Origin of the sequence: Pyruvatibacter mobilis, from assembly GCF_012848855.1 — a bacterium.
Taxonomy (GTDB): domain Bacteria; phylum Pseudomonadota; class Alphaproteobacteria; order CGMCC-115125; family CGMCC-115125; genus Pyruvatibacter; species Pyruvatibacter mobilis.
This window is the reverse complement of sequence record NZ_CP051630.1, coordinates 1788630-1808112: the sequence shown is the minus strand read 5'-3', so window position 1 is coordinate 1808112 and position 19483 is coordinate 1788630. Positions and strand designations below refer to the sequence as shown.

The window sequence follows — 19483 nt, the reverse complement described above, 5'->3', positions numbered from 1 at the left end:
CGTCAACGGAAAGCCGGGCGCTAAGCAGTAGCGTCCGGCTTTTTCGTTCGCTACACCAATGCCCATCAGACCTCCTGTCTAACAACACGAACCTGCAAGGATGAGGAAATGACGGAAGCATGGATCATCGATGCGTGCCGCACCCCGCGGTCCATCGGTAAGGCCGGGAAGGGCGCTCTGTGGGAGTGCCATCCGCAGCATCTCGGTTCCACCGTTCTCAAGGCGCTTGCCGAGCGCAACAATTTGAAGACCGAAGACGTGGACGACATCGTGTGGGGCACCTCGTCCCAGCGCGGCAAGCAGGCCGGTGACCTCGGCCGCATGGCAGCGCTTGATGCGGGCTATGACGTGCGCTCCTCCGGCATGACGCTGGACCGCTTCTGTGGCTCGGGCATCACAACGGTGAACATCGCCGCGGCCAATATCATGTCCGGCATGGAAGACCTCGTGATCGCCGGCGGCACGGAAATGATGTCGCTCAACGGCCAGCCGGGCCATGAGTCCATGACCCCGTTCCTCGACAGCGGCAACGAGCACCTGCGCGACATGCACCCGCAGCCGCACCAGGGCGTGTGCGCCGATGCGATTGCGACCCTCGAAGGCATCGACCGTCAGGCGGTGGACGATCTGGCCCTCGTGAGCCAGCAGCGCGCCGATAACGCGATCAAGAACGGTCACTTCGACAAGGCGCTGGTGCCGGTCTATGACCATGACGGCAAGCTGCTGCTGGACCACGAAGAGTTCCCGCGCCCGAACACGACCCGTGAAGGGCTTGCCGAGCTTCAGCCGTCCTTTGCCAAGGTCGCCGACTTCAAGCTGGACGAGAAGGGCACGACCTTCCGCAAGCTGATCAACCAGGTCTATCCGGATCTCGAGATCAACCACATCCACCATGCCGGCAATTCGTCGGGCGTCGTGGACGGTGCCGCTGCCGTGCTGCTGGCCTCCCCGGAATACGCCAAGAAGAACGGCCTGAAGCCGCGTGCCCGCGTGGTGGCAATGGCGAATATGGGTGACAGCCCGACGCTGATGCTCAACGCACCGGTGCCGGCTGCCAAGAAGGTGCTGGAAAAGGCCGGTCTCAAGAAGGAAGACATCGACCTTTTCGAGATCAACGAAGCCTTCTCCGTGGTGGCTGAAAAGTTCATCCGCGACCTCGACCTTGACCGCGAGAAGGTCAACGTCAATGGCGGCGCGATGGCGCTGGGCCACCCGATCGGCGCCACCGGCTCGATCCTCGTGGGCACCATGGTCGATGAGCTGGAGCGCCAGGGCAAGCGCTATGGCCTTGTCACCATGTGCGCCGCCGGCGGCATGGCTCCGGCCGTGATCATCGAGCGCTTCGACGCGTAACCGCGCCGAACTGCAATAACGAGAACGACAGGGGGACCGGCGGCGATTATGCTGCCGGTCCCTTTCACCAGGTGCCCGGGAGGACAGGCCATGAGCGACCGCATTTCCGTTTCCATCGACAAGGGCGTGGCTGACGTGCGCCTGACCCGCTCCGACAAGATGAACGCGCTGGACGACGCGATGTTCACGGCTCTCATCGAAACGGGTGACGCGCTGGCTGCGAACCCGGATGTTCGCTGCGTGGTGATCTCAGGTGAAGGCCGCGCCTTCTGCGCCGGGCTCGACATGGGCAATTTCGGCAAGATGGCCAGCGGCTCATCCGAGGGCAGTTCCCCGGCTGAGGGCGGTGGCCGCCTTGAAAAGCGCACCCACGGTGTCTCCAACCGCGCGCAATATGCCGTGCGGGTGTGGCGGGAAATGCCGGTGCCGGTGATCGCCGCCGTGCACGGCGTTGCCTTCGGCGGCGGTTTCCAGCTCATCCTGGGCGCCGACATGCGCTATGTGGCACCGGACACTCAGCTGTCGATCATGGAAATCCGCTGGGGTCTCGTGCCGGACATGGCGGGCACACAGATCATGCGCCACCTGGCCCGTGAAGACATCGTCCGGGAGCTGACCTATACGGGCCGCCGCTTCTCAGGCGAGGAAGCATATGAATACGGCTTCGCCACCCGCGTGGAAGCCGACCCGCTGGCCGCGGCACTTGAAACCGCCCGCGAGATTGCGTCCAAGAGCCCGTCCGCCATCGAAGCCTCCAAGCGTCTTCTCAATGCGGCGGTTTATGCCGGGGAAGAGGAGGGGCTGGTGCTCGAATCCGTCGAGCAGGACGTTTTGATCAGCAGTCCCAACCAGATCGAAGCCGTGATGTCGCAGATGGAAAAGCGCGACGCGAATTACGCCCCGGCACGCAGCGGCCCGGTCCGCAAGGCGGGCTGAAATCCCCACCGCAACTGAGGCGATGCGCCGCGTAGGGTGACCGACCCGGTTTCGGGCTATGCTTGCCACACAAGAGGCAAGAGCCCGAGAAAGGGAAAGGAACCCGCCATGCAGGCAGAGGCCATCATCAGCAGCCTGGAACTGGCCGTCGAGAAGATCGGCGATCCCGCCCCGCGCGTCTATGAGCGCCTGTTCCGGGAACAGCCCGGGCTGGAAGAGCTGTTCTTCATGGACAATGACGGCGGCGTGCGCGGCTCCATGCTGCAGCAATGCTTTGACTGCATCTTTGACGCCATTGGAGAAGGGGTCATCTGCCGCAGCGTGATCCCGTCCGAATGCGAGCGCCACGTATCTTATGGCGTGGAGCCTGATGTCTTCTTCAGCTTCTTCCCGGTAATCCGCGATACCTTCCGTGAGGCTCTGGGCGACGACTGGACGCCCGAGATGGCGCAGGCCTGGGAAACGCTGCTGGCGGACCTCAAGCACCACACAAGGGAAGCGGCCTAGACCTTTCGCGCAGCGGGACGCGCGCCTATATAGCGGGCTCACAGGTTGGCCCCATTCGCGGTGCCTGCTGTCCTTCATTCTCTGTTCCAAGTGTGCGTTTCCGTGACCGACCCCAGCTTTGCGCTAACCCTCTCCTGTCCCAACAAGCCCGGCATCGTGATGAAGGTCTCCGCGCTCATCTATGAGGCGGGGGGCGATATCGTGACGGCGCAGCAATTCGACGACACGCTGGAAAACCGCTTCTTCATGCGCGTGGTGTTCCGCTGTGCCACCGGCAAGATGGATGTGCCCGCGCTGCGGGCGCTGCTGGCCACGCTGGGCGATGAACTGGAGGCGGACTGGCAATTGCGGGACCGCAGCCAGCCACGCAGGGTGATGATCCTTGTCTCCAAGTTCGACCATTGCCTGGCCGACCTGCTCTATCGCTGGCGGCGGGGCGAGCAGGCCATGGACATTACGGCCATCGTCTCCAACCATCCGCGCGAGACCTTCAACGGTCTCGACCTGTCCGGTCTGCGCTTCGAATACCTGCCGAGCACGAAGGAGACTAAGCCGCAGCAGGAGCAGAAGCTGTGGTCGCTCATTGAAGAGACGGGGACGGAGCTTGTAGTGCTGGCGCGCTACATGCAGGTGCTGTCAGATGATCTGTCAGCCAGGCTCGCGGGCCGCTGCATCAACATTCATCACAGCTTCCTGCCGAGCTTCAAGGGCGCGCGGCCCTATCATCAGGCCCATGCGCGCGGCGTGAAGGTGATTGGCGCCACGGCGCATTACGTGACAGCGGACCTCGACGAGGGACCGATCATCGCCCAGGACGTGGAGCCGATTTCCCACGGGGACACGCCGGAGGATCTGATCCGCCGGGGCCGCGACATTGAGCGGCGCGTGCTGGCCAAGGCCGTGCGCCATCACCTCGACGACCGCATCCTCCTCAATGGCAGCCGCACGGTGGTGTTCGACTGACACAGCGCTCATTGGGGCACCAATGGCGCGCTCCCCGGAGCGCCGGATGTGGTTTCTTGACCGCCTTTGAATTAATGACAATAATTAATTCAATAATCTGCGACGGGGAGGAATGGGCCGATGGGAAAGCGTGTCGCCATAATCGGGCTGGCCGTTGTGATTGGGTTGGTCGGCCTTGGGCTATTGGGCTGGATGAACCGCAGCGCGCTGATTTTGTTTGCGGTCAGCAATTTCGGACCGGACCCCGAGATCGCGGAGACGCGGGCGATCGAGTGGCAGCAGGGGCCGGCGGCATCGCCGGACCTGCAGGGCGAGCGGCCCCCCAATATCGTGTTCATCCTGCTTGATGACCTGGGCATCAACGACCTCTCCACCTTCGGCGGCGGCGTGGCGGACGGGCGCGTGCCGACACCCCATATCGACCGGCTGGCGGCGGAAGGCGCGATCTTCACCCAGGCCTATTCCGGCACGGGCACCTGTGCGCCCTCGCGCGCCATGCTGATGACGGGCCGCTACCCGACGCGGACGGGCTTCGAGTTCACCCCGGTGCCACCGGGCATGGGCCGCGTCGTGTCGCTGGTCGGCAATGCCATGGAGCGTGGTGGCTTGCCGGATATCGACTATGACGCCGAGCGGGCTGCGCTGTCGCCCGACTATGAAGGGCAGGGCCTGCCCGGCGACGAAGTGACGATTGCGGAGATGCTGAAAGCGCAGGGCTATCACACGGTCCATATCGGCAAGTGGCATCTGGGCCGCGGCGAGACATCGCGGCCGACCGCCCAGGGCTTCGACGAAAGCCTGCTGATGGCCAGCGGCCTGTTCCTGCAGGAGGATGATCCGGACGTTGTGAATGCCAGGCTGGACTTCGACCCGATCGACAAGTTCCTGTGGGCGCGGATGCGCTATGCGGCGTCGTATAATTCCGGCGACTGGTTCAGACCCGGTGGCTATCTCACTGATTACTGGACCGATGAATCCCTGAAGGTCATCGAGGCCAACAGGCACCGCCCCTTCTTCCTTTACCTCGCCCATTGGGGTGTGCACACGCCGCTGCAGGCCACCCGCGAAGACTATGACGCGGTGGGCGATATCGAGCCGCACCGGCTGCGGGTCTATGCGGCGATGCTGCGCGCGCTGGACCGCAGCGTCGGACGGATCATGCAGAAGCTTAAGGAGGAGGGGCTGGACGACAACACCCTCATCGTCCTGTCGAGCGACAATGGCGGCGCGGGCTATGTCGGCCTGCCGGAGATCAACGCGCCCTATCGCGGCTGGAAGATCACCCTGTTCGAAGGCGGCATCCGCGTGCCCCTGTTCATGCGCTGGCCGCAACGCATTGCGCCGGGCACGCAGGTCGAGACACCGGTTGCCCATATCGACGTGACGCCGACACTTGCCGCTGCGGCGGGCGCGGCCCTGCCTGACGGCGTGGCAATTGATGGCCTGAACCTGCTGCCGGCCGCCGCGGGCGAGGCAGGCATCAGCCGGCCGGATGACGCGATCTTCTGGCAAAGCGGCTATTACCGCGTGGTGCGGGCAGGGGACTGGAAGCTGCAATACAATGGCCGTCAGGACAGGGCATGGCTCTACAACCTGGCAACAGACCCCACCGAGCAGACCAATCTGGCCGACATCGAGACCAGCAAGCGCGAAGAACTGATGGCCCTGCTGGACGCCCATCAGGCCGGCGCGCGGGACCCGCTTTATCCCTATACGCTTGAAAGCCCGATCATGATCGACAAGACCCTGGCGGAGACCTATGCGCCGGGCGATGACTATGTGTACTGGCCGAACTAGGCGCCGCGCGCTGGCGGGCGCGTGGTTCTGCCTGCTTGCCTGGATCATGACGCCTGTGGCCGCGGTGGCGGGCGAGATGATCACTATTCCCGGCGGTGTGGGCCGGATGGGCTCGGACACGGGCCTGCCTGATGAACGTCCCGCCCATGATATTGAGGTGCAGAGCTTCCGCCTTGACCGCAGCCCGGTAACGGTTGCGGACTTTGCGGCATTCATCAGAGCGACCGGCCGTGAGACGGATGCCGAACGCCTGGAAGGCGGCGCCGTGATGAGCTTCGGCACCGGTCAGTGGCGGCTGGTGCCCGGCGCTACCTGGCGGACGCCCTATGGCCCTCAGAGACCGGAGGCACAGGTGGACCACCCGGTGACCCAGGTCTCCCACAGCGACGCGGAGGCCTATTGCCGCTGGCGCGACAAGCGCCTGCCGACCGAAAAGGAGTGGGAGTTCGCCGCCCGGGCCGGTCAGGACGGTGAGCCCGTCTACGCCTTTGGCGACAGGCTGCTGCGGGAGGGAGAATATCTGGCCAATGTGTGGACCGGCATCTTCCCGGTGCTGAACACTGCTGAGGACGGCTTCAAGACCACGTCTCCGGTGGGGGCCTTCGGTACCACGCCGATCGGACTGACCGACATGGCAGGCAATGTGTGGGAATGGACCAGTTCGGCCTATGCCCCCTATGGCACCGATACACCGCAGGCGGATGATCCGGCCGCCCCCCGCGTCCAGCGCGGCGGGTCCTATCTCTGTGATCCGAAGCTGTGCCATGGCTTTCGCGTGTCGGCACGCGGCCACGCGACACCTGACTCAGCACATATGCATGTGGGCTTTCGCTGCGCCGCGGATATTCTGAACTGATTAGATGCGCGAAGGCGGGCGCAGGCTGTTTAAGCCTGTCACCCGCCCTCGTGTGGTCATCAGATCAGGAGGCGTGGCGCAATGCCTCGCCTTCGGCTGCTTCCGCCGCCCGGACCGTGGCCTCCAGAAGCTCGAGAACCCGCGCGGAGGCTGTCTCGACTTTCTGCACCGCCGCATGAGCCCCGTCGATGTCGCCGGCATTGTAACACTTGGCGGCCTCGAGCCCCCAGCGGTGAACATCCGCATGCGGCGCTTCCAGCTCGCGGAAGGGTGCAAGGTCCCGGTAGGGCGCAGCTGCGTCGCTGTAATAGAGCTTGCCGAGACGGCAGGAATGATGATCGGCCAGCTCGTCCGGGCGCAACGACTGGCGGCCGGTGAGCATGTCCGCAAGGCGTTTCTTCCAGATCACGTGGTCCGACATGGCGATGCGCAGAACCTTGTGCGGCACGTCGAATTCGACGAACTGTGCAAGCTGGCCGCCGGTGGTCTTTTCCACCCGGTCCATACTTTCGGTGATGGCGCTCAGGGCCTTCACATTGCCGGCTGAATCCGTCGCGATCTTGGCGATGCCGGCGGCGACCTCATCGGAGGCAGCCGTCTGCTCGCGCAGGATGGCGGTGACCTGATCCATGCGGCCAGACACATCCGCCACCGTGTCGCGCAGGGTCTGCATCGTCTCCGAGACCTGGGTCATCGCGTCCTGGCCGGATTCAACGGCGTCGTTGGCGCCGGTCATGGCCGTTTCGATCTTGGTCATCTCGGTAAGCAGGGATTCGATCCGGCCACGGATCTCTTCGGTCGCTGTTGCGGTCTGCTTGGACAGCGACTGAACCTCGTTGGCGACCACGGCAAAGCCCTTGCCCGCCTCACCCGCGCGGGCGGCCTCGATGGTGGCATTGAGGGCCAGGAGGTTGGTCTGGCTGGCGATGTTCTCGATGGTTTCAACAATGGCGCCGATGGTGCGGGAGGAATCCGCAAGCTCGGTGACCAGCGATGACGTGATCTCCATGGCGCGGCTGATGTCATTCATCCGCGTGCTGGCATCGTTCACCACCTGGGCGCCGGTGGAGGCGCGCTCATTGGCGGAATTGGCGATGTCCGCAACCGTCTGGGTCGTCTCGGACATGCGCTGGATGCCGGCGCTGGTCTGCTCAATGGCAGCTCCGATGGCCTGTGCTTCGCCATCCATGTGCTGGATGTTGCGCAGGATTTCGCCGGAACGGATCGACGCCTCGTTGACCGCAATCGACACGTTGACGGAGGAATCCATCAGATTGTTGGCAAAGTCGTTGCCCTGCGACGCCGCAGACGCGGTGGCGGCCGTGTCGCTATAAACGCTGAGCGCGGCCTGCATGTCGAACATCAGGATCTTCGAAAAGGCCGAGATGGCTTCCGTCGCCTTGCGGCCGCTGAACCGGTTGGCGCTGCCCAGAAGCTCATTCACCCGCGCGGTGACGAAGCTGTAGCCGGAAATGTACCAGTGCGGCGTGAGCCCGATCATGTGATGCACGGCACCAATCCGGCGGGCGCGCTCCTCGAAGGCAGCGTCCGGGCCGGTCTCGAACAGGGCAAGCCAATGCGCCAGCTGCTTGTTGGCCAGCAGCTTCGTGCTTTTGCCGCTGTGCGTGACCAGCGCCGCCATGTCCGGCTGCGACATCACCCAGCCATAGAAATCCTCGAGGATGCCGGGCAGGGCCTCGCGAAGGGCGGGGAGGTATTTGCGGACAAGCGCCTTTTCCTCGGGAGTAAGTGTCAGGGGAGAAACCGGCGCTTGCATTCTTAACACCTCACGCAATTACAAAAGCAATTCGGCGGGAAACCTGACCGAATTGCGTTAAGGATCACCGAACCCGTGCAGGTTGCGGTTCCACTATTTCTGCGTGTTAAATCAGACGTGCAATGATCCGGTGCTCAGGGCACGGATGAATGGTGGCGCATCGCGAGATGGGGCATGCGCGCCGGGTCGGCCGGCGTTGCACGAAGCGCGCGGGTGTAAACCGGCGGGCTGCGCTCCAAGGGCGACTGCCGCACCGGACTCGGGCACTATCCGACATGACGGGAAAAAGAGTGGCTGGGGGACTAGGATTCGAACCTAGACTGGCGGAGTCAGAGTCCGCTGTCCTACCATTAGACGATCCCCCAACGAGGGAGCCGGGATGTAACGTATCCGGCTTGGGGCTGTAAACCCCTTTTTTGGGAAACCGGCGGATTTCGGGCTTTTTCTGGTCAGGCTGCGGGGGGGTAGGGCGAATGCTGCTGGGGCGAGCGGTTTGCCGCCGTTCCGGACGCTGTGAGCCTGAGATCACGCTTTGTTTTCCAAAGTGCCGCAGGCTCTTTTAAGCGGCCATTTACCCCTCTGCGGCAGGGTGGGCATCGTAGCATTCAACCCGACCGTGCATCCCTTAGCCCGGGGCCGGTCACCGATCTGCCGGAGGGGTCCAGGAGGACCGGTCGCTGTGCATGCAGTCTAATGCTTCCTTTCAGGACCTGACCAAGACCGACATCGTGCTGATGGAGGAATCCTCCTATCTGCGGTCGATCCTGACCCAGCTGGTGAAGAGCTTCCTGCCGCGCAGCTTCGACATGCACCAGGACGAGAACGGCGCGATCTCCCGCATGGCGTTTGCGCCCGCTGACTGCGTGCTGATCGACTGGCGGCCCCATGAAGGCGTCGGGCCCAAGCTGCTGAAGTTCATCCGCCGCAACACCGATTGCCAGTCCCCGGAAGCCGGCGTGGTCTGCATGGCATCCGTCGCGTCGCGCGACTCCGTCATGATGGCACGGGACCTGGGGGCCAATGTCTATGTGACCAAGCCCTTCTCGGCGACCGAACTGCGCAGCAAGATCGAGGTGGCGACCTTTGCCCCGCGCGACTTCGTGGTGGCGGAAGGCTATGTGGGCCCGGACCGGCGGCACCGGAAGGCCTCCTTCGACGGCAGTGAGCGCCGCGGCCACGGCCCGCTGACCCAGAGCGAAATCGATTCCATGATGGCGGGCTGACCCGGCAGACCCTGCTGACCCTGTCACCCCTGCCGATCGTCCCGTTTTTCGTTGGCGTGTTGCCCGTGCGGTTACCCGCGCCGGGGCCATATGGGCGCTGGCCTTGCGCGGCGGGCCGGTGCTAGACTCGCTTTCAAGTTCAACATAAAGCCGCGCTGCCCCCTAAGTATGGCGAGTAGCAGCGCGTGGAGTGGGACGGTGGACGACTCGCACGACCATGTGCGGGTGGCCCCGGCTTCCCCGGGCGACGCAGGCGACTGGACCGGGTCCAGGCAGCCGCGCGGCGCCGGAGTGCCTGGCGCCGCGCGCGTGGAACAACAGCACTCTTTGCCCCAGGGCAAAGGCGGCGGCCCTGCCGGGGAGGCGGGGGCTGTCCCTGAAAAGGCAGGCGAAAGCCCGGCCTCAAATACAGCCGCACAGTCCAGTTCAACCTCCGGCGAAAGCAAGAGCTCAGGCGACAGCGCGGGCCCAGGCGCAAACGCTGATGCCAACGCAGGCGGTGACGGCACACAGCCCGTGCGCCGCAAGCGCGGCCGCCGCGGCGGCAACCGGCATATGCCCCATGGGTCGAAGCAGGGACCCAACGGGCAGAAAAACCCGTCCCGGCCGCCGTCCACTTCCCAGACCCAGAGCGGCAGGCATTCGGCCGCAAAAGCAGGGTCCGGGCCGCGGGCTGACAACCGCAATTACGCCGCGGTTGATCTCGGTACAAATAACTGCCGCCTGCTGATCGCCCGGCCCTCCGGTGTGGGCTTCGAGGTGGTGGACGCCTTTTCGCGCATTGTGCGGCTGGGGGAAGGGCTGGGCACCAGCCAGCACCTGGCGGAAGAGGCGATGGACCGGGCTGTGGCGGCCCTGCGCATCTGCGCCTCCAAGATGCGCCGCCGCAACGTGGCCCGCGCCCGGGTGGTGACTACCCAGGCGTGCCGCCACGCGGACAATTCGGACATCTTCATGCGCCGTGTGGCGCGCGAAACCGGCCTCGATATGGAAGTGCTGTCACCGGAGGAGGAAGCCCGCCTTGCGGTGATCGGCTGCGCGCCGCTGCTCGACCGCTCCGCCAGCAAGGCGCTGGTGTTTGATATCGGCGGCGGCTCCACCGAGCTGGTGTGGCTCGACATGACTGCCAACGGCCCGCGCGGAGAGCCGGAACCGCTGGCCTGGGCGTCGCTGCCGGTGGGCGTGGTGACACTGGCGGACCGCTATGACGGCCGTACCGTCAACCGCGCCGGCTATGAAAGCATGGTGGCAGAAGTAAAGGCGCTGCTGGCAGACCGTCCGTGGACGGAGGAGCTGGACGCGGAACTGGCCGCAGCAACCGAGTCAGGCGACATTCACCTGCTCGGCACGTCCGGCACCGTCACCACCATCGCGGGCATTCACCTGGGCCTGCGGCGCTATGACCGCTCCAAGGTGGACGGCATCTGGGTCGATTTCGCCGATGTGGCGGCGGTGACCGACGGGCTGAGCCTGATGAGCTTCGACGAGCGGGCCCGCGTGCCCTGTATCGGCAAGGACCGGGCCGACCTCGTGCTGGCCGGTTGCGCCATTCTCGAAGCGATCCGCACCACCTGGCCGTGCCGCCGTTTGCGGGTGGCGGACCGGGGCCTGCGCGAAGGCATCCTGATGACACTGATGCGCGAGGACCGGGGCAAAAACAAGCGCAAACGCCGCCGCCGGGGCGGCCGTAACCGCAACCGCCGCGGCGCGCGGCCGGCGGACAATCCGGCAGGCGCTTGACGGGCACCCCGCAGGAGCGGCATCAGAACGGCTGAACCCGCGTGCGGCGGCCTGCGAGGCCCCCGCACCGGACAACCAGCAGGACCGGCGGCAACGGATATGGCGAGATCACGACGGGGAGGCGGCAGCGGCGCGTCCGCAGGCGGCGGGGGCGGCGCGCGGGAGCTGAAGCAGCGCGTGCGCACGGCACGCGGCCGCAAGACGTCGAGCACCCTGTGGCTGCAACGCCAGCTCAACGATCCCTATGTGGCTGCTGCACGGCGCGACGGCTATCGCAGCCGCGCCGCCTACAAGCTGGCCGAGATCGACGAGAAATACCACATCCTCAAGCCCGGCTACCGGGTGGTGGACCTGGGCGCGGCCCCCGGCGGCTGGACGCAGATCGCGGTGAAGCGCACCGGCGTCGAGACCAATCGCGGTGGCCATGTGATCGGCATCGACCTGCTGCCCATCGAGACCATCCCCGGCGCGACGCTGCTGGAGGGGGATTTCATGGCCGATGATGCGCCCGACCGGCTGAAGGCTGAGATGGGCGGCCCCGCCGATGTGGTGATGTCGGACATGGCGGCGTCGGCCACAGGCCACAAGGCGACCGACCACCTGCGCATCATGCATCTGTGCGAGCTGGCGCTGGAATTTGCCATCGAGGTGCTGAAGCCCGGCGGCAGCTTCCTCGCCAAGGTGCTTCAGGGCGGGGCGGAGAAGGACCTGATGGACATGCTACGCACCAATTTCAAGGTGGTGCGCCATGTGAAGCCGAAGGCCAGCCGCGCCGATTCGGCGGAAATGTATGTGCTGGCCACGGGCTTCAAGGGCCGCAAGGACGATGACGGCGGCGAGGGCGACGCCTAGCGCCGCACCGCCATTCAGGCGCAATCCGTGCGCATGTGCGGCCTAAGCCCTGTTTGAGGCGCCATTCCGGACCGCCTTCACGAGCCTGTGCATGGCACATTTGCATGTGTGCACCGCAAAACGGTTTGCGGGGTGCCGCTGCCATGGTAAGTACCCCCGCCAACGAATGAGCCTGCGCCCAAGAGCTGCCACCCCGGCATCCCAAGCGCGCAGAAGCGGAGGTTGGCTTGAAAATCCAGAACGGAAACATTCCCGAAGCGCTCACATTTGACGATGTGCTGCTGCGCCCTGCTGCGTCGGACGTTTTGCCCGGCGACGTGGTCACCAAGACCAAGCTGACGGCCGAGATCGAGCTCGGCATTCCCATCATCTCCTCCGCCATGGACACGGTGACCGAAGCGCCGCTGGCCATCGCCATGGCCCAGGCTGGCGGTCTGGGCATTCTCCACCGCAACATGTCGCCCGACGAGCAGGCCGAGCAGGTCCGCCAGGTGAAGAAGTTCGAAAGCGGCATGGTGGTGAACCCGGTCACCATCACCCCGGACGCGACCCTGCAGGACGCACTCGACCTGATGGAGCGGCACCGCATCTCCGGCATTCCGGTGGTCGAGGCCTCCAACAAGCTGGTGGGCATCCTTACCAACCGCGACGTGCGCTTTGCCAGCAACCCGGGCCAGCCGGTGCATGAACTGATGACCAAGGACGTCATCACGTCGCGCGAGAATGTGGGCCAGAGCGAAGCCAAGCGCCTGCTGCACCAGCACCGCATCGAAAAGCTGGTGGTGGTGGATGACGCCTATTGCTGCGTTGGCCTGATCACCGTGAAGGACATCGAAAAAGCGACGCTGCACCCCAATGCCTGCAAGGATGAGCAGGGCCGCCTGCGCGTGGGCGCTGCCACATCCGTCGGCGAGGACGGCTTTGCCCGCACCGAGGCGCTGATCGCCGCCGGTGCCGACGTGGTGGTGGTCGATACCGCGCATGGCCACTCATCCCGCGTGCTGGAAAGCGTCCGCCGCATCAAGCAATTCAGCAATTACACCCAGGTGATTGCCGGCAATGTGGCTACCGCCGAAGCCACCCGCGCGCTGATTGAAGCAGGCGCGGACGGCATCAAGGTGGGCATCGGCCCGGGCTCCATCTGCACCACCCGCATCGTGGCGGGCGTTGGTGTGCCACAGCTGTCGGCCATCATGGAATGCGCCGAGGAAGCGCGCGGCTCCGGCCGCCCGGTGATCGGTGACGGCGGCATCAAATATTCCGGCGACCTCGCCAAGGCGATTGCGGCCGGTGCTGATGTGGCGATGCTCGGCTCGCTGTTTGCCGGCACCGACGAAAGCCCTGGCGAGGTGTTCCTCTACCAGGGCCGCAGCTACAAGGCCTATCGCGGCATGGGCTCCATCGGCGCCATGGCGCGCGGGTCTGCTGACCGCTACTTCCAGTCGGATGTGAAGGACCAGCTCAAGCTGGTGCCCGAGGGCATTGAGGGGCAGGTGCCCTATAAGGGCCCGCTGTCGGCGGTGCTGCACCAGCTCGTTGGCGGCCTGCGTGCCTCCATGGGCTATACGGGCTGCAAGGACATCCCCACCATGCACGAGCAGGCCGAGTTCCGCCGCATCACCAATGCGGGCCTCGCCGAGAGCCACGTGCATGACGTGACCATCACCCGCGAAACCCCCAACTATCCGAGCCCGAGCCGTTGACGCCAGCGGCCCGCATTGCCGCGGCGATAGAGATCATCGAGGAAATCGAGCAGGGCCTGAAACCTGCCGATGATGTCGTGCGCCAATGGGGCCGCAGCCACCGCTTTGCGGGCGCCAAGGACCGGCGGGCGATCTCCGAGCGCGTCTATGCGGTGCTGCGCAGGCGGGGGCTCTATGCAGCCGCGGGCAACGAAACCCCGCGGGCGCTGGTGATGGCCGATCTGGTGTTGGGCGAGGGGCAGGCCCGCGACGACGTGGTGACGCTTTTTTCAGGCGAAGGTCACGCACCGGCCCCTCTAGATGATGACGAGCAGGCCGTGCTCAGCACACTGATGGCCGCCTCAGGCCAGGACCTGCCCGCCTATGACGTGCCGGATTTCATGCTGCAGGAGCTGACGCAGGCCTTCGGCGCCGACCTGGACGACGCGCTGGCAGCGCTCGACCGGCCCGCGCCCGTTGACCTGCGCGTCAACACGCTGAAGGTCTCGCGCGAGGAAGCAGCCACGATCCTCGCGGATGCAGGCATCGACACCGAGCCGACGCCGCATTCTCCCATCGGTCTCAGGGTGAAGGGCAGCCACCTCATCACCGGCACCCAGGCCTACAAGCAGGGGCTGGTGGAACCGATGGACGAGGGCTCGCAGCTGGCAGCGCTGGCGGTGGCGGCTGAACCCGGCATGCAGGTGCTGGATATGTGCGCCGGGGCCGGCGGCAAGACGCTGGCCATTGCCGCGGCGATGGACAACTCCGGCCAGATCTACGCGACCGACACCGACGCCCGCCGTCTCGGCAACCTCGCCCCGCGCATGAAGCGGGCCGGTGCGCGTAACATTCAGCCTTTGCCCTGGCCGCAGGATGCAAGCTTCGAGGCGCTCAACGGCAAATGCGACCGGGTGCTCCTGGATGTGCCGTGCTCAGGCTCCGGCTCCTGGCGCCGCCACCCGGAACAGAAATGGCGCGTGACGCCGGACGACATCGAGCGCCTGACGAAGACGCAAACAGCCCTGCTGCGCAGCGCCGCCCCGCTGGTGAAGCCCGGCGGTCGCCTCGTCTACATTACCTGCTCGGTCCTGCCCGCCGAAAACGAAGCCCGCATCGACGCCTTCCTTGAGGCGCATCCGGACTTTGCGCCACACTCCACCCCCACCGGCCCGCGCCTCGCACCCCACACGCACGGCACGGACGGGTTTTTCATCCGCAGCCTTCAACGCCAATCGCCCTAGACGGACTTAGCCTCTCATGAGTGAAACCAATCATCCCGATATTCCCGCCGGTGCGGACGACCGCGTTCTGATTGTCGATTTCGGCAGCCAGGTGACGCAGCTGATCGCGCGGCGCGTGCGCGAGAGCGGCGTCTATTCGGAGATCGTGCCGTTCGACAAGGCAGACGCGGCGATTGACCGGCTGAATCCTAAGGCGATCATCCTGTCCGGCGGGCCGGCCAGCGTGACCGGCATGGGGACACCGCGGGCACCGGAGCGGGTGTTCGAGCTGGGCGTGCCGGTGCTGGGTATCTGCTATGGCGAGCAGACCATGGTGGCGCAGCTGGGCGGTCGCGTGGAGGCGGCCGAGGAACGCGAATTCGGCCGCGCGCAGTTCACCACCCGCGAAGCCTCGCCGCTGTTCGACGGGGTGTGGGAGACGGGCACCGAGGACCAGGTGTGGATGAGCCATGGCGACCGGGTGATCGAGATCCCCGAGGGCTTCAAGGTGATCGGCACCAGCGCCAACGCGCCCTTTGCCGCCATCGCCGATGAGAGCCGCCGCTTCTATGGCGTGCAGTTCCACCCGGAAGTGGTGCACACCCTGCGCGGCGCGGAGATGCTGAAGAACTTCACCCACAAGATCGCCGGTTGCGCGGGCAACTGGTCGATGGCCGAGTTCCGCGAGACGGAAATCAAGCGCGTGCGCGACCAGGTGGGCGACGGTCGGGTGATCTGCGGCCTGTCCGGCGGCGTCGATTCATCCGTGGTCGCCGTATTGCTGCACGAGGCCATCGGCGACCAGCTTACTTGCGTGTTCGTTGATACGGGCATGATGCGCATGGGCGAGGCGGAGGAAGTGGTGACGCTGTTCCGCGATCACTACAACATCAAGCTGGTGCATGTGGATGCGCAGAAGCTGTTCCTCGACAAGCTTGAGGGCGTGACCGACCCCGAACAGAAGCGCAAGATCATCGGCGCCACCTTCATCGACGTCTTCGAGGACGAGGCGAAGAAGGTCGGCGGGGCGGACTTCCTGGCCCAGGGCACGCTCTACCCGGATGTGATCGAAAGCGTGTCCTTCATCGGCGGCCCGTCGGTGACCATCAAGTCACACCACAATGTGGGCGGCCTGCCGGAACGCATGAACATGAAGCTGGTGGAGCCCTTGCGCGAACTGTTCAAGGATGAGGTGCGCGCGCTGGGCCGCGAGCTGGGGCTGCCGGACGCCTTTGTCGGCCGCCATCCGTTCCCCGGCCCGGGGCTGGCCATCCGCATTCCCGGCGAGATCACCGGCGACCGGCTGGACATCCTGCGCAAGGCGGACCGCATCTATCTCGATGAGATCCGCAAGGCCGGGCTCTATGACGATATCTGGCAGGCTTTCGCCGTGCTGCTGCCGGTCAAGACCGTGGGCGTGATGGGCGACGAGCGCTCTTATGAATTCGTCTGCGCCCTGCGCGCGGTGACCTCGACCGACGGCATGACGGCGGACTACTACGATTTCAGCCACGACTTCCTCGGCCGCACCGCCACACGGATCATCAACGAGGTGCGCGGCATCAACCGCGTCGTCTACGACATCACCTCAAAGCCTCCCGGCACCATCGAGTGGGAGTAGATTGCAAATTCCAACTGAGAAGTGGCAAGAGACCGGCAGCAATTCAGTTAGCTACTAAGTGTGTCGCGGTCAGTATTTGCGCCCGTTGCGGTCAGGATCGCTTCCTCGATCAATCTCTGTGGTCGCAGAAATTTTATCCGGTCTGTGACATAAGCCGCAAACTCGCTCGCGTCGTCTTGATGTGGTGCAGGAACGTCGTACGTGAGCGGAAGAAAGGCAGTCAATGCGATCCGGTAGAGTGGCGCTGCATATTCGAAGACCGTGCGATTTGACACGGGAAGAATGAGGTCATTCCGCTCGACGGGGTTCCCGTGAAGGAAATCATTCCGACAATCGTAGAGTTTTTGATAGAGCCACGATGCCAAGGAACGCTTAAACGGCAGTTTTTTGCTGCCTGTATCGAAAGAGAGCTGACCGCACTTTTCCTTTGCCCAAGGTGTCAACTCAATCATCTCAAACACTTTGTCACGATTAGCATGACCGCTGCCGCCAGGATGCGCGAGAATCTCGAACGCACTGACCCAGAGAGACACCAGCCGCCCCACATCGTAAAACCTTGTTTCTGTTCCTGAAGGCAAAAGGGAAGCGTGATACGCCATATTTAGCGAGCGCATCAGCGCAATGTCCTGCCAGGCACTTGTGCTTGCGCTAAAGTGCAAACGCCAGCGTTCCATCAGTTTTTCCAAAAGTGGCCGGTCGACGTCGATTTCCCTTAGAGATGTTCGGAACAGGGAAGGTGACGATTGGCCTCTAAAGCGTGACAGCTGATGTATGCCAAGGATCGCAGGAGTATTCCCGATCATGTCCTCATAGTCTCTATCAAGCATCCAAGGATAGATCGCGAAGGCGTCGCCGTAGAGCGGTCGATTTCCGCCTGGATGTCGGAGTGCCATCGCCCGGCTGTGAGTGACTATGGAAAGAGCAATGAGGTCCCGGAAGCTCGCAAGCGCTGTGACATCTCGAAAGGCTGGTGGTGCTTCTGAGTTCAGGATCAGGACTGATGGCTCGAAACTATCTCCAAAATTGTCCGAAAACCGGTTCATGAAGTCTTCGAATGAAGGATGCTCTTGCTTGAGGGTAACAACACGAGGGTCATCGGCCGGTGCGATTGCTGCAATGTCGCAACCTATCTGGGCTTCAAGCGGGATATTCGGCAGGACAAATATTGGAGTCCACTCTGTGTCGGTCATATGCTCATCCTAAAGTCGCATAAGCCCGGCGCATCGCGCCGGGCTTTTTCGTGGCTGTCTCAGAGGTCCTGCACGGCCAGTCGCGCCACCTCGGCGAAGACAGCGTTGCGCGCGTCGCCCGTGAGGGACGGCATGTCGCAATAGGCGGCGATGATGAGGGGGCCGTGGCCAAGCGGCCAGATGACGCCGATATCGGCGGCGGCGCCTTCGGTGTTGGTGCCGGTCTTGTCGCCCACAAGCCACGTGTCCGGCACCCCGGCGCGCAGGCGGGTGCCGCCAGTCTTGCTGGTGATGAGCCAGGCGGTGAGCTGGTCACGCGAGGCGGGGGCGAGCGCATCGGTGAACAGAAGGGTCCGCAGGGTGGCCGCCATGGCGGCCGGGGTGGTGGTGTCCCTGATGTCGTCCGGGCCGTCATGCAGGTTGAGGGCGGGCTCGATGCGGTCAAGCCGCGTCATGTCATCCCCCAGCCCGCGCAGATAGGCCGTGAGGGACGCGGGGCCGCCAACGCTTTCAAGCAGCAGATTGGCCGCCGTGTTGTCGCTCCAGGTGACGGCGGCATCGCACAGGGCGGCGACTGTCATGCCCGGCGCGCCCGTGTGGTGCTTGGTGACCGGCGACCAGGGGATGAGGTCGGCCTCACTATGGGTGATGCGCCGGTCGAGCTGCTCGTCGCCATTCTCCACGCGCGTGAGGACGAAGGCTGCGGCGAGCGCCTTGAAGGTGCTCATGAGCAGGAAGCGCTCATCGGCGCGATGGCCCGTGGCCGCGCCCGTGGCGGGATCGAGGATGGCGACGCCGAGACGGCCGCCATGCCGGGCCTCCAGCGCCGCAAGATCCGCGTCGAGCTGCGGCGGGCCCGGCGGGGTTCCGGCCCGCGCGGCGGCGGGAGTGGCGGCGGCGAGGGCCGTGCCGGCCAGGACGGTGGCCGCAAGGGCCTGGCGGCGGGACGGGGCGGACGGCATGGGCATCTCCTCACGCGGACGGCACCGCGACAGGCGGTGGTGATATCCGGGCGTCGGGAGTGTGCCGGTAAATATGAGGAAAGTGGGGCCGGATACGCGCCTAGCCGGTGATCGCGTCGATCTGCCGGGTGACGACCTCGTCGATGAGGGCGAATTCCGCTTCGCCGATCCTGTCCCACTTCATCACGCGCAGGGTGACCGAGCGCCCGTCTCCGAAGCCTATGAGGCTGGACAGCAGCAGGATGGCCTCGATGCGCGATTGCGGCTCCACCTTGCGGTGGCCCTTGATGCCGGCAACCAGCCAGGCCACAAGCTCGATGCCCGGCTCCCACAGGCGGGTGAAGATGATCTGATGCGCGGGTCCCGGATTGCGCACTTCGCGCGCCACAAAGGCGGACCAGGATTGGTGCTGTTCCGACAATATGAGCAGCACGGACAGTTCCCGTATCACGCTGCGCAAGGCCCCGCGCAGGGCATTTGGGTCGCGCGTGGACTGCAACAGCCTGACCGCCTCGTCGGCGGCCTGTTGCGTGTGCTCGTAGAACTCATCCACGATGGCCTCGGCGCAGGCGCGGTAAAGCTCTTCCTTGCCCTTGAAGTAGTAGTTGATGGCCGGCTGGTTGACCCCGGCAAGACGCGCGATCTCCCGCGTGGAGACGGCGTCATAGCCCTTGTCGCCGAAGGCGGTGGCAGCCGCCAGCAGGATCGTCTGCCGGGTGCTGTCGCCTTTCGACGAGCTTGTGGCCGATGACCAGCGGGGGGATTTGAGCGGTGCGGGGTTCGTCATCTCTGCCTTGGTCC

Annotated in this window: 16 protein-coding genes and 1 tRNA gene; 12 read left to right on the top strand and 5 right to left on the bottom strand. The window is 64.8% G+C overall.

Features of this window, described 5'->3' with window-relative positions; all coding sequences use genetic code 11:
* Positions 1-108: 108 nt before the first annotated feature.
* The 6 genes from HG718_RS08485 to HG718_RS08460 all read left to right on the top strand — a co-directional run bounded on the left by HG718_RS08485 (position 109) and on the right by HG718_RS08460 (position 6412).
* Positions 109-1353 carry an acetyl-CoA C-acetyltransferase gene (locus tag HG718_RS08485; RefSeq protein ID WP_160587450.1) on the top strand — a complete coding sequence of 415 codons (1245 nt, stop codon included), beginning with the start codon at positions 109-111 and terminating at the stop codon, positions 1351-1353.
* Between the two features lie 90 nt (positions 1354-1443).
* Complete coding sequence (locus HG718_RS08480; protein ID WP_027839179.1) at positions 1444-2289, top strand: crotonase/enoyl-CoA hydratase family protein; 846 nt, start codon at positions 1444-1446, stop codon at positions 2287-2289.
* Between the two features lie 108 nt (positions 2290-2397).
* Complete coding sequence (locus HG718_RS08475) at positions 2398-2796, top strand: globin (RefSeq protein ID WP_160587451.1); 399 nt, start codon at positions 2398-2400, stop codon at positions 2794-2796.
* A gap of 102 nt (positions 2797-2898) precedes the next feature.
* On the top strand, positions 2899-3759 hold the full coding sequence (purU, locus tag HG718_RS08470) for a formyltetrahydrofolate deformylase (RefSeq protein WP_160587452.1): 861 nt from the start codon (positions 2899-2901) through the stop codon (positions 3757-3759).
* A 120-nt stretch (positions 3760-3879) separates the two neighbouring features.
* Positions 3880-5556 carry a sulfatase gene (locus HG718_RS08465; protein WP_160587453.1) on the top strand — a complete coding sequence of 559 codons (1677 nt, stop codon included), beginning with the start codon at positions 3880-3882 and terminating at the stop codon, positions 5554-5556.
* A complete protein-coding gene (locus tag HG718_RS08460; RefSeq protein ID WP_160587454.1) occupies positions 5531-6412 on the top strand; it encodes a formylglycine-generating enzyme family protein in 882 nt (293 codons plus the stop codon). The genes HG718_RS08465 and HG718_RS08460 overlap by 26 nt, the downstream gene beginning before the upstream one ends.
* A 64-nt stretch (positions 6413-6476) precedes the next feature.
* Here HG718_RS08460 and HG718_RS08455 read toward each other — a convergent pair whose 3' ends face one another.
* Positions 6477-8189, bottom strand: a complete 1713-nt coding sequence (locus HG718_RS08455; RefSeq protein WP_160587455.1) for a methyl-accepting chemotaxis protein — start codon at positions 8187-8189, stop codon at positions 6477-6479.
* Positions 8190-8480: 291 nt separating this feature from the next.
* Positions 8481-8554: transfer RNA gene (locus tag HG718_RS08450), tRNA-Gln, on the bottom strand.
* A 318-nt stretch (positions 8555-8872) separates the two neighbouring features.
* Here HG718_RS08450 and HG718_RS08445 point away from each other — a divergent pair.
* The 6 genes from HG718_RS08445 to guaA all read left to right on the top strand — a co-directional run bounded on the left by HG718_RS08445 (position 8873) and on the right by guaA (position 16530).
* On the top strand, positions 8873-9412 hold the full coding sequence (locus HG718_RS08445; RefSeq protein ID WP_160587456.1) for a response regulator: 540 nt from the start codon (positions 8873-8875) through the stop codon (positions 9410-9412).
* A 516-nt stretch (positions 9413-9928) separates the two neighbouring features.
* Complete coding sequence (locus HG718_RS08440; RefSeq protein WP_160587457.1) at positions 9929-11152, top strand: Ppx/GppA phosphatase family protein; 1224 nt, start codon at positions 9929-9931, stop codon at positions 11150-11152.
* 99 nt (positions 11153-11251) lie between these two features.
* Positions 11252-12004 carry an RlmE family RNA methyltransferase gene (locus tag HG718_RS08435; RefSeq protein WP_160587458.1) on the top strand — a complete coding sequence of 251 codons (753 nt, stop codon included), beginning with the start codon at positions 11252-11254 and terminating at the stop codon, positions 12002-12004.
* Positions 12005-12231: 227 nt separating this feature from the next.
* A complete protein-coding gene (gene guaB / locus HG718_RS08430; RefSeq protein ID WP_027843282.1) occupies positions 12232-13707 on the top strand; it encodes an IMP dehydrogenase in 1476 nt (491 codons plus the stop codon).
* Positions 13704-14930 (top strand): RsmB/NOP family class I SAM-dependent RNA methyltransferase, encoded by a 1227-nt coding sequence (locus HG718_RS08425; RefSeq protein ID WP_160587459.1) that lies wholly within the window; start codon positions 13704-13706, stop codon positions 14928-14930. The genes guaB and HG718_RS08425 overlap by 4 nt, the downstream gene beginning before the upstream one ends.
* A gap of 16 nt (positions 14931-14946) precedes the next feature.
* Positions 14947-16530, top strand: a complete 1584-nt coding sequence (gene guaA, locus HG718_RS08420; protein ID WP_160587460.1) for a glutamine-hydrolyzing GMP synthase — start codon at positions 14947-14949, stop codon at positions 16528-16530.
* 47 nt (positions 16531-16577) lie between these two features.
* Here the strand turns inward: guaA and HG718_RS08415 are convergent, their stop codons facing one another.
* The 3 genes from HG718_RS08415 to HG718_RS08405 form a co-directional block, all read right to left on the bottom strand.
* Positions 16578-17720: a hypothetical protein gene (locus HG718_RS08415; RefSeq protein ID WP_160587461.1), complete on the bottom strand. Its 1143-nt coding sequence runs from the start codon at positions 17718-17720 to the stop codon at positions 16578-16580.
* A gap of 59 nt (positions 17721-17779) precedes the next feature.
* Positions 17780-18682 carry a class A beta-lactamase gene (bla, locus tag HG718_RS08410; RefSeq protein WP_160587462.1) on the bottom strand — a complete coding sequence of 301 codons (903 nt, stop codon included), beginning with the start codon at positions 18680-18682 and terminating at the stop codon, positions 17780-17782.
* Between the two features lie 100 nt (positions 18683-18782).
* Entirely contained in the window at positions 18783-19469 is a 687-nt protein-coding gene (locus HG718_RS08405) for a CerR family C-terminal domain-containing protein (RefSeq protein ID WP_160587463.1), read from the bottom strand.
* Positions 19470-19483: the final 14 nt, after the last annotated feature.

Bases quoted from the DNA above. Each gene is read 5' to 3' on its own strand.
- HG718_RS08485 (WP_160587450.1), top strand. From the start codon at position 109: ATGACGGAAGCATGGATCATCGATGCGTGCCGCACCCCGCGGTCCATC.
- HG718_RS08480 (WP_027839179.1), top strand. From the start codon at position 1,444: ATGAGCGACCGCATTTCCGTTTCCATCGACAAGGGCGTGGCTGACGTG.
- HG718_RS08475 (WP_160587451.1), top strand. From the start codon at position 2,398: ATGCAGGCAGAGGCCATCATCAGCAGCCTGGAACTGGCCGTCGAGAAG.
- HG718_RS08465 (WP_160587453.1), top strand. From the start codon at position 3,880: ATGGGAAAGCGTGTCGCCATAATCGGGCTGGCCGTTGTGATTGGGTTG.
- HG718_RS08460 (WP_160587454.1), top strand. From the start codon at position 5,531: ATGACTATGTGTACTGGCCGAACTAGGCGCCGCGCGCTGGCGGGCGCG.
- HG718_RS08455 (WP_160587455.1), bottom strand. From the start codon at position 8,189: ATGCAAGCGCCGGTTTCTCCCCTGACACTTACTCCCGAGGAAAAGGCG.
- HG718_RS08445 (WP_160587456.1), top strand. From the start codon at position 8,873: ATGCAGTCTAATGCTTCCTTTCAGGACCTGACCAAGACCGACATCGTG.
- HG718_RS08435 (WP_160587458.1), top strand. From the start codon at position 11,252: ATGGCGAGATCACGACGGGGAGGCGGCAGCGGCGCGTCCGCAGGCGGC.
- guaA (WP_160587460.1), top strand. From the start codon at position 14,947: ATGAGTGAAACCAATCATCCCGATATTCCCGCCGGTGCGGACGACCGC.
- HG718_RS08415 (WP_160587461.1), bottom strand. From the start codon at position 17,720: ATGACCGACACAGAGTGGACTCCAATATTTGTCCTGCCGAATATCCCG.
- bla (WP_160587462.1), bottom strand. From the start codon at position 18,682: ATGCCGTCCGCCCCGTCCCGCCGCCAGGCCCTTGCGGCCACCGTCCTG.
- HG718_RS08405 (WP_160587463.1), bottom strand. From the start codon at position 19,469: ATGACGAACCCCGCACCGCTCAAATCCCCCCGCTGGTCATCGGCCACA.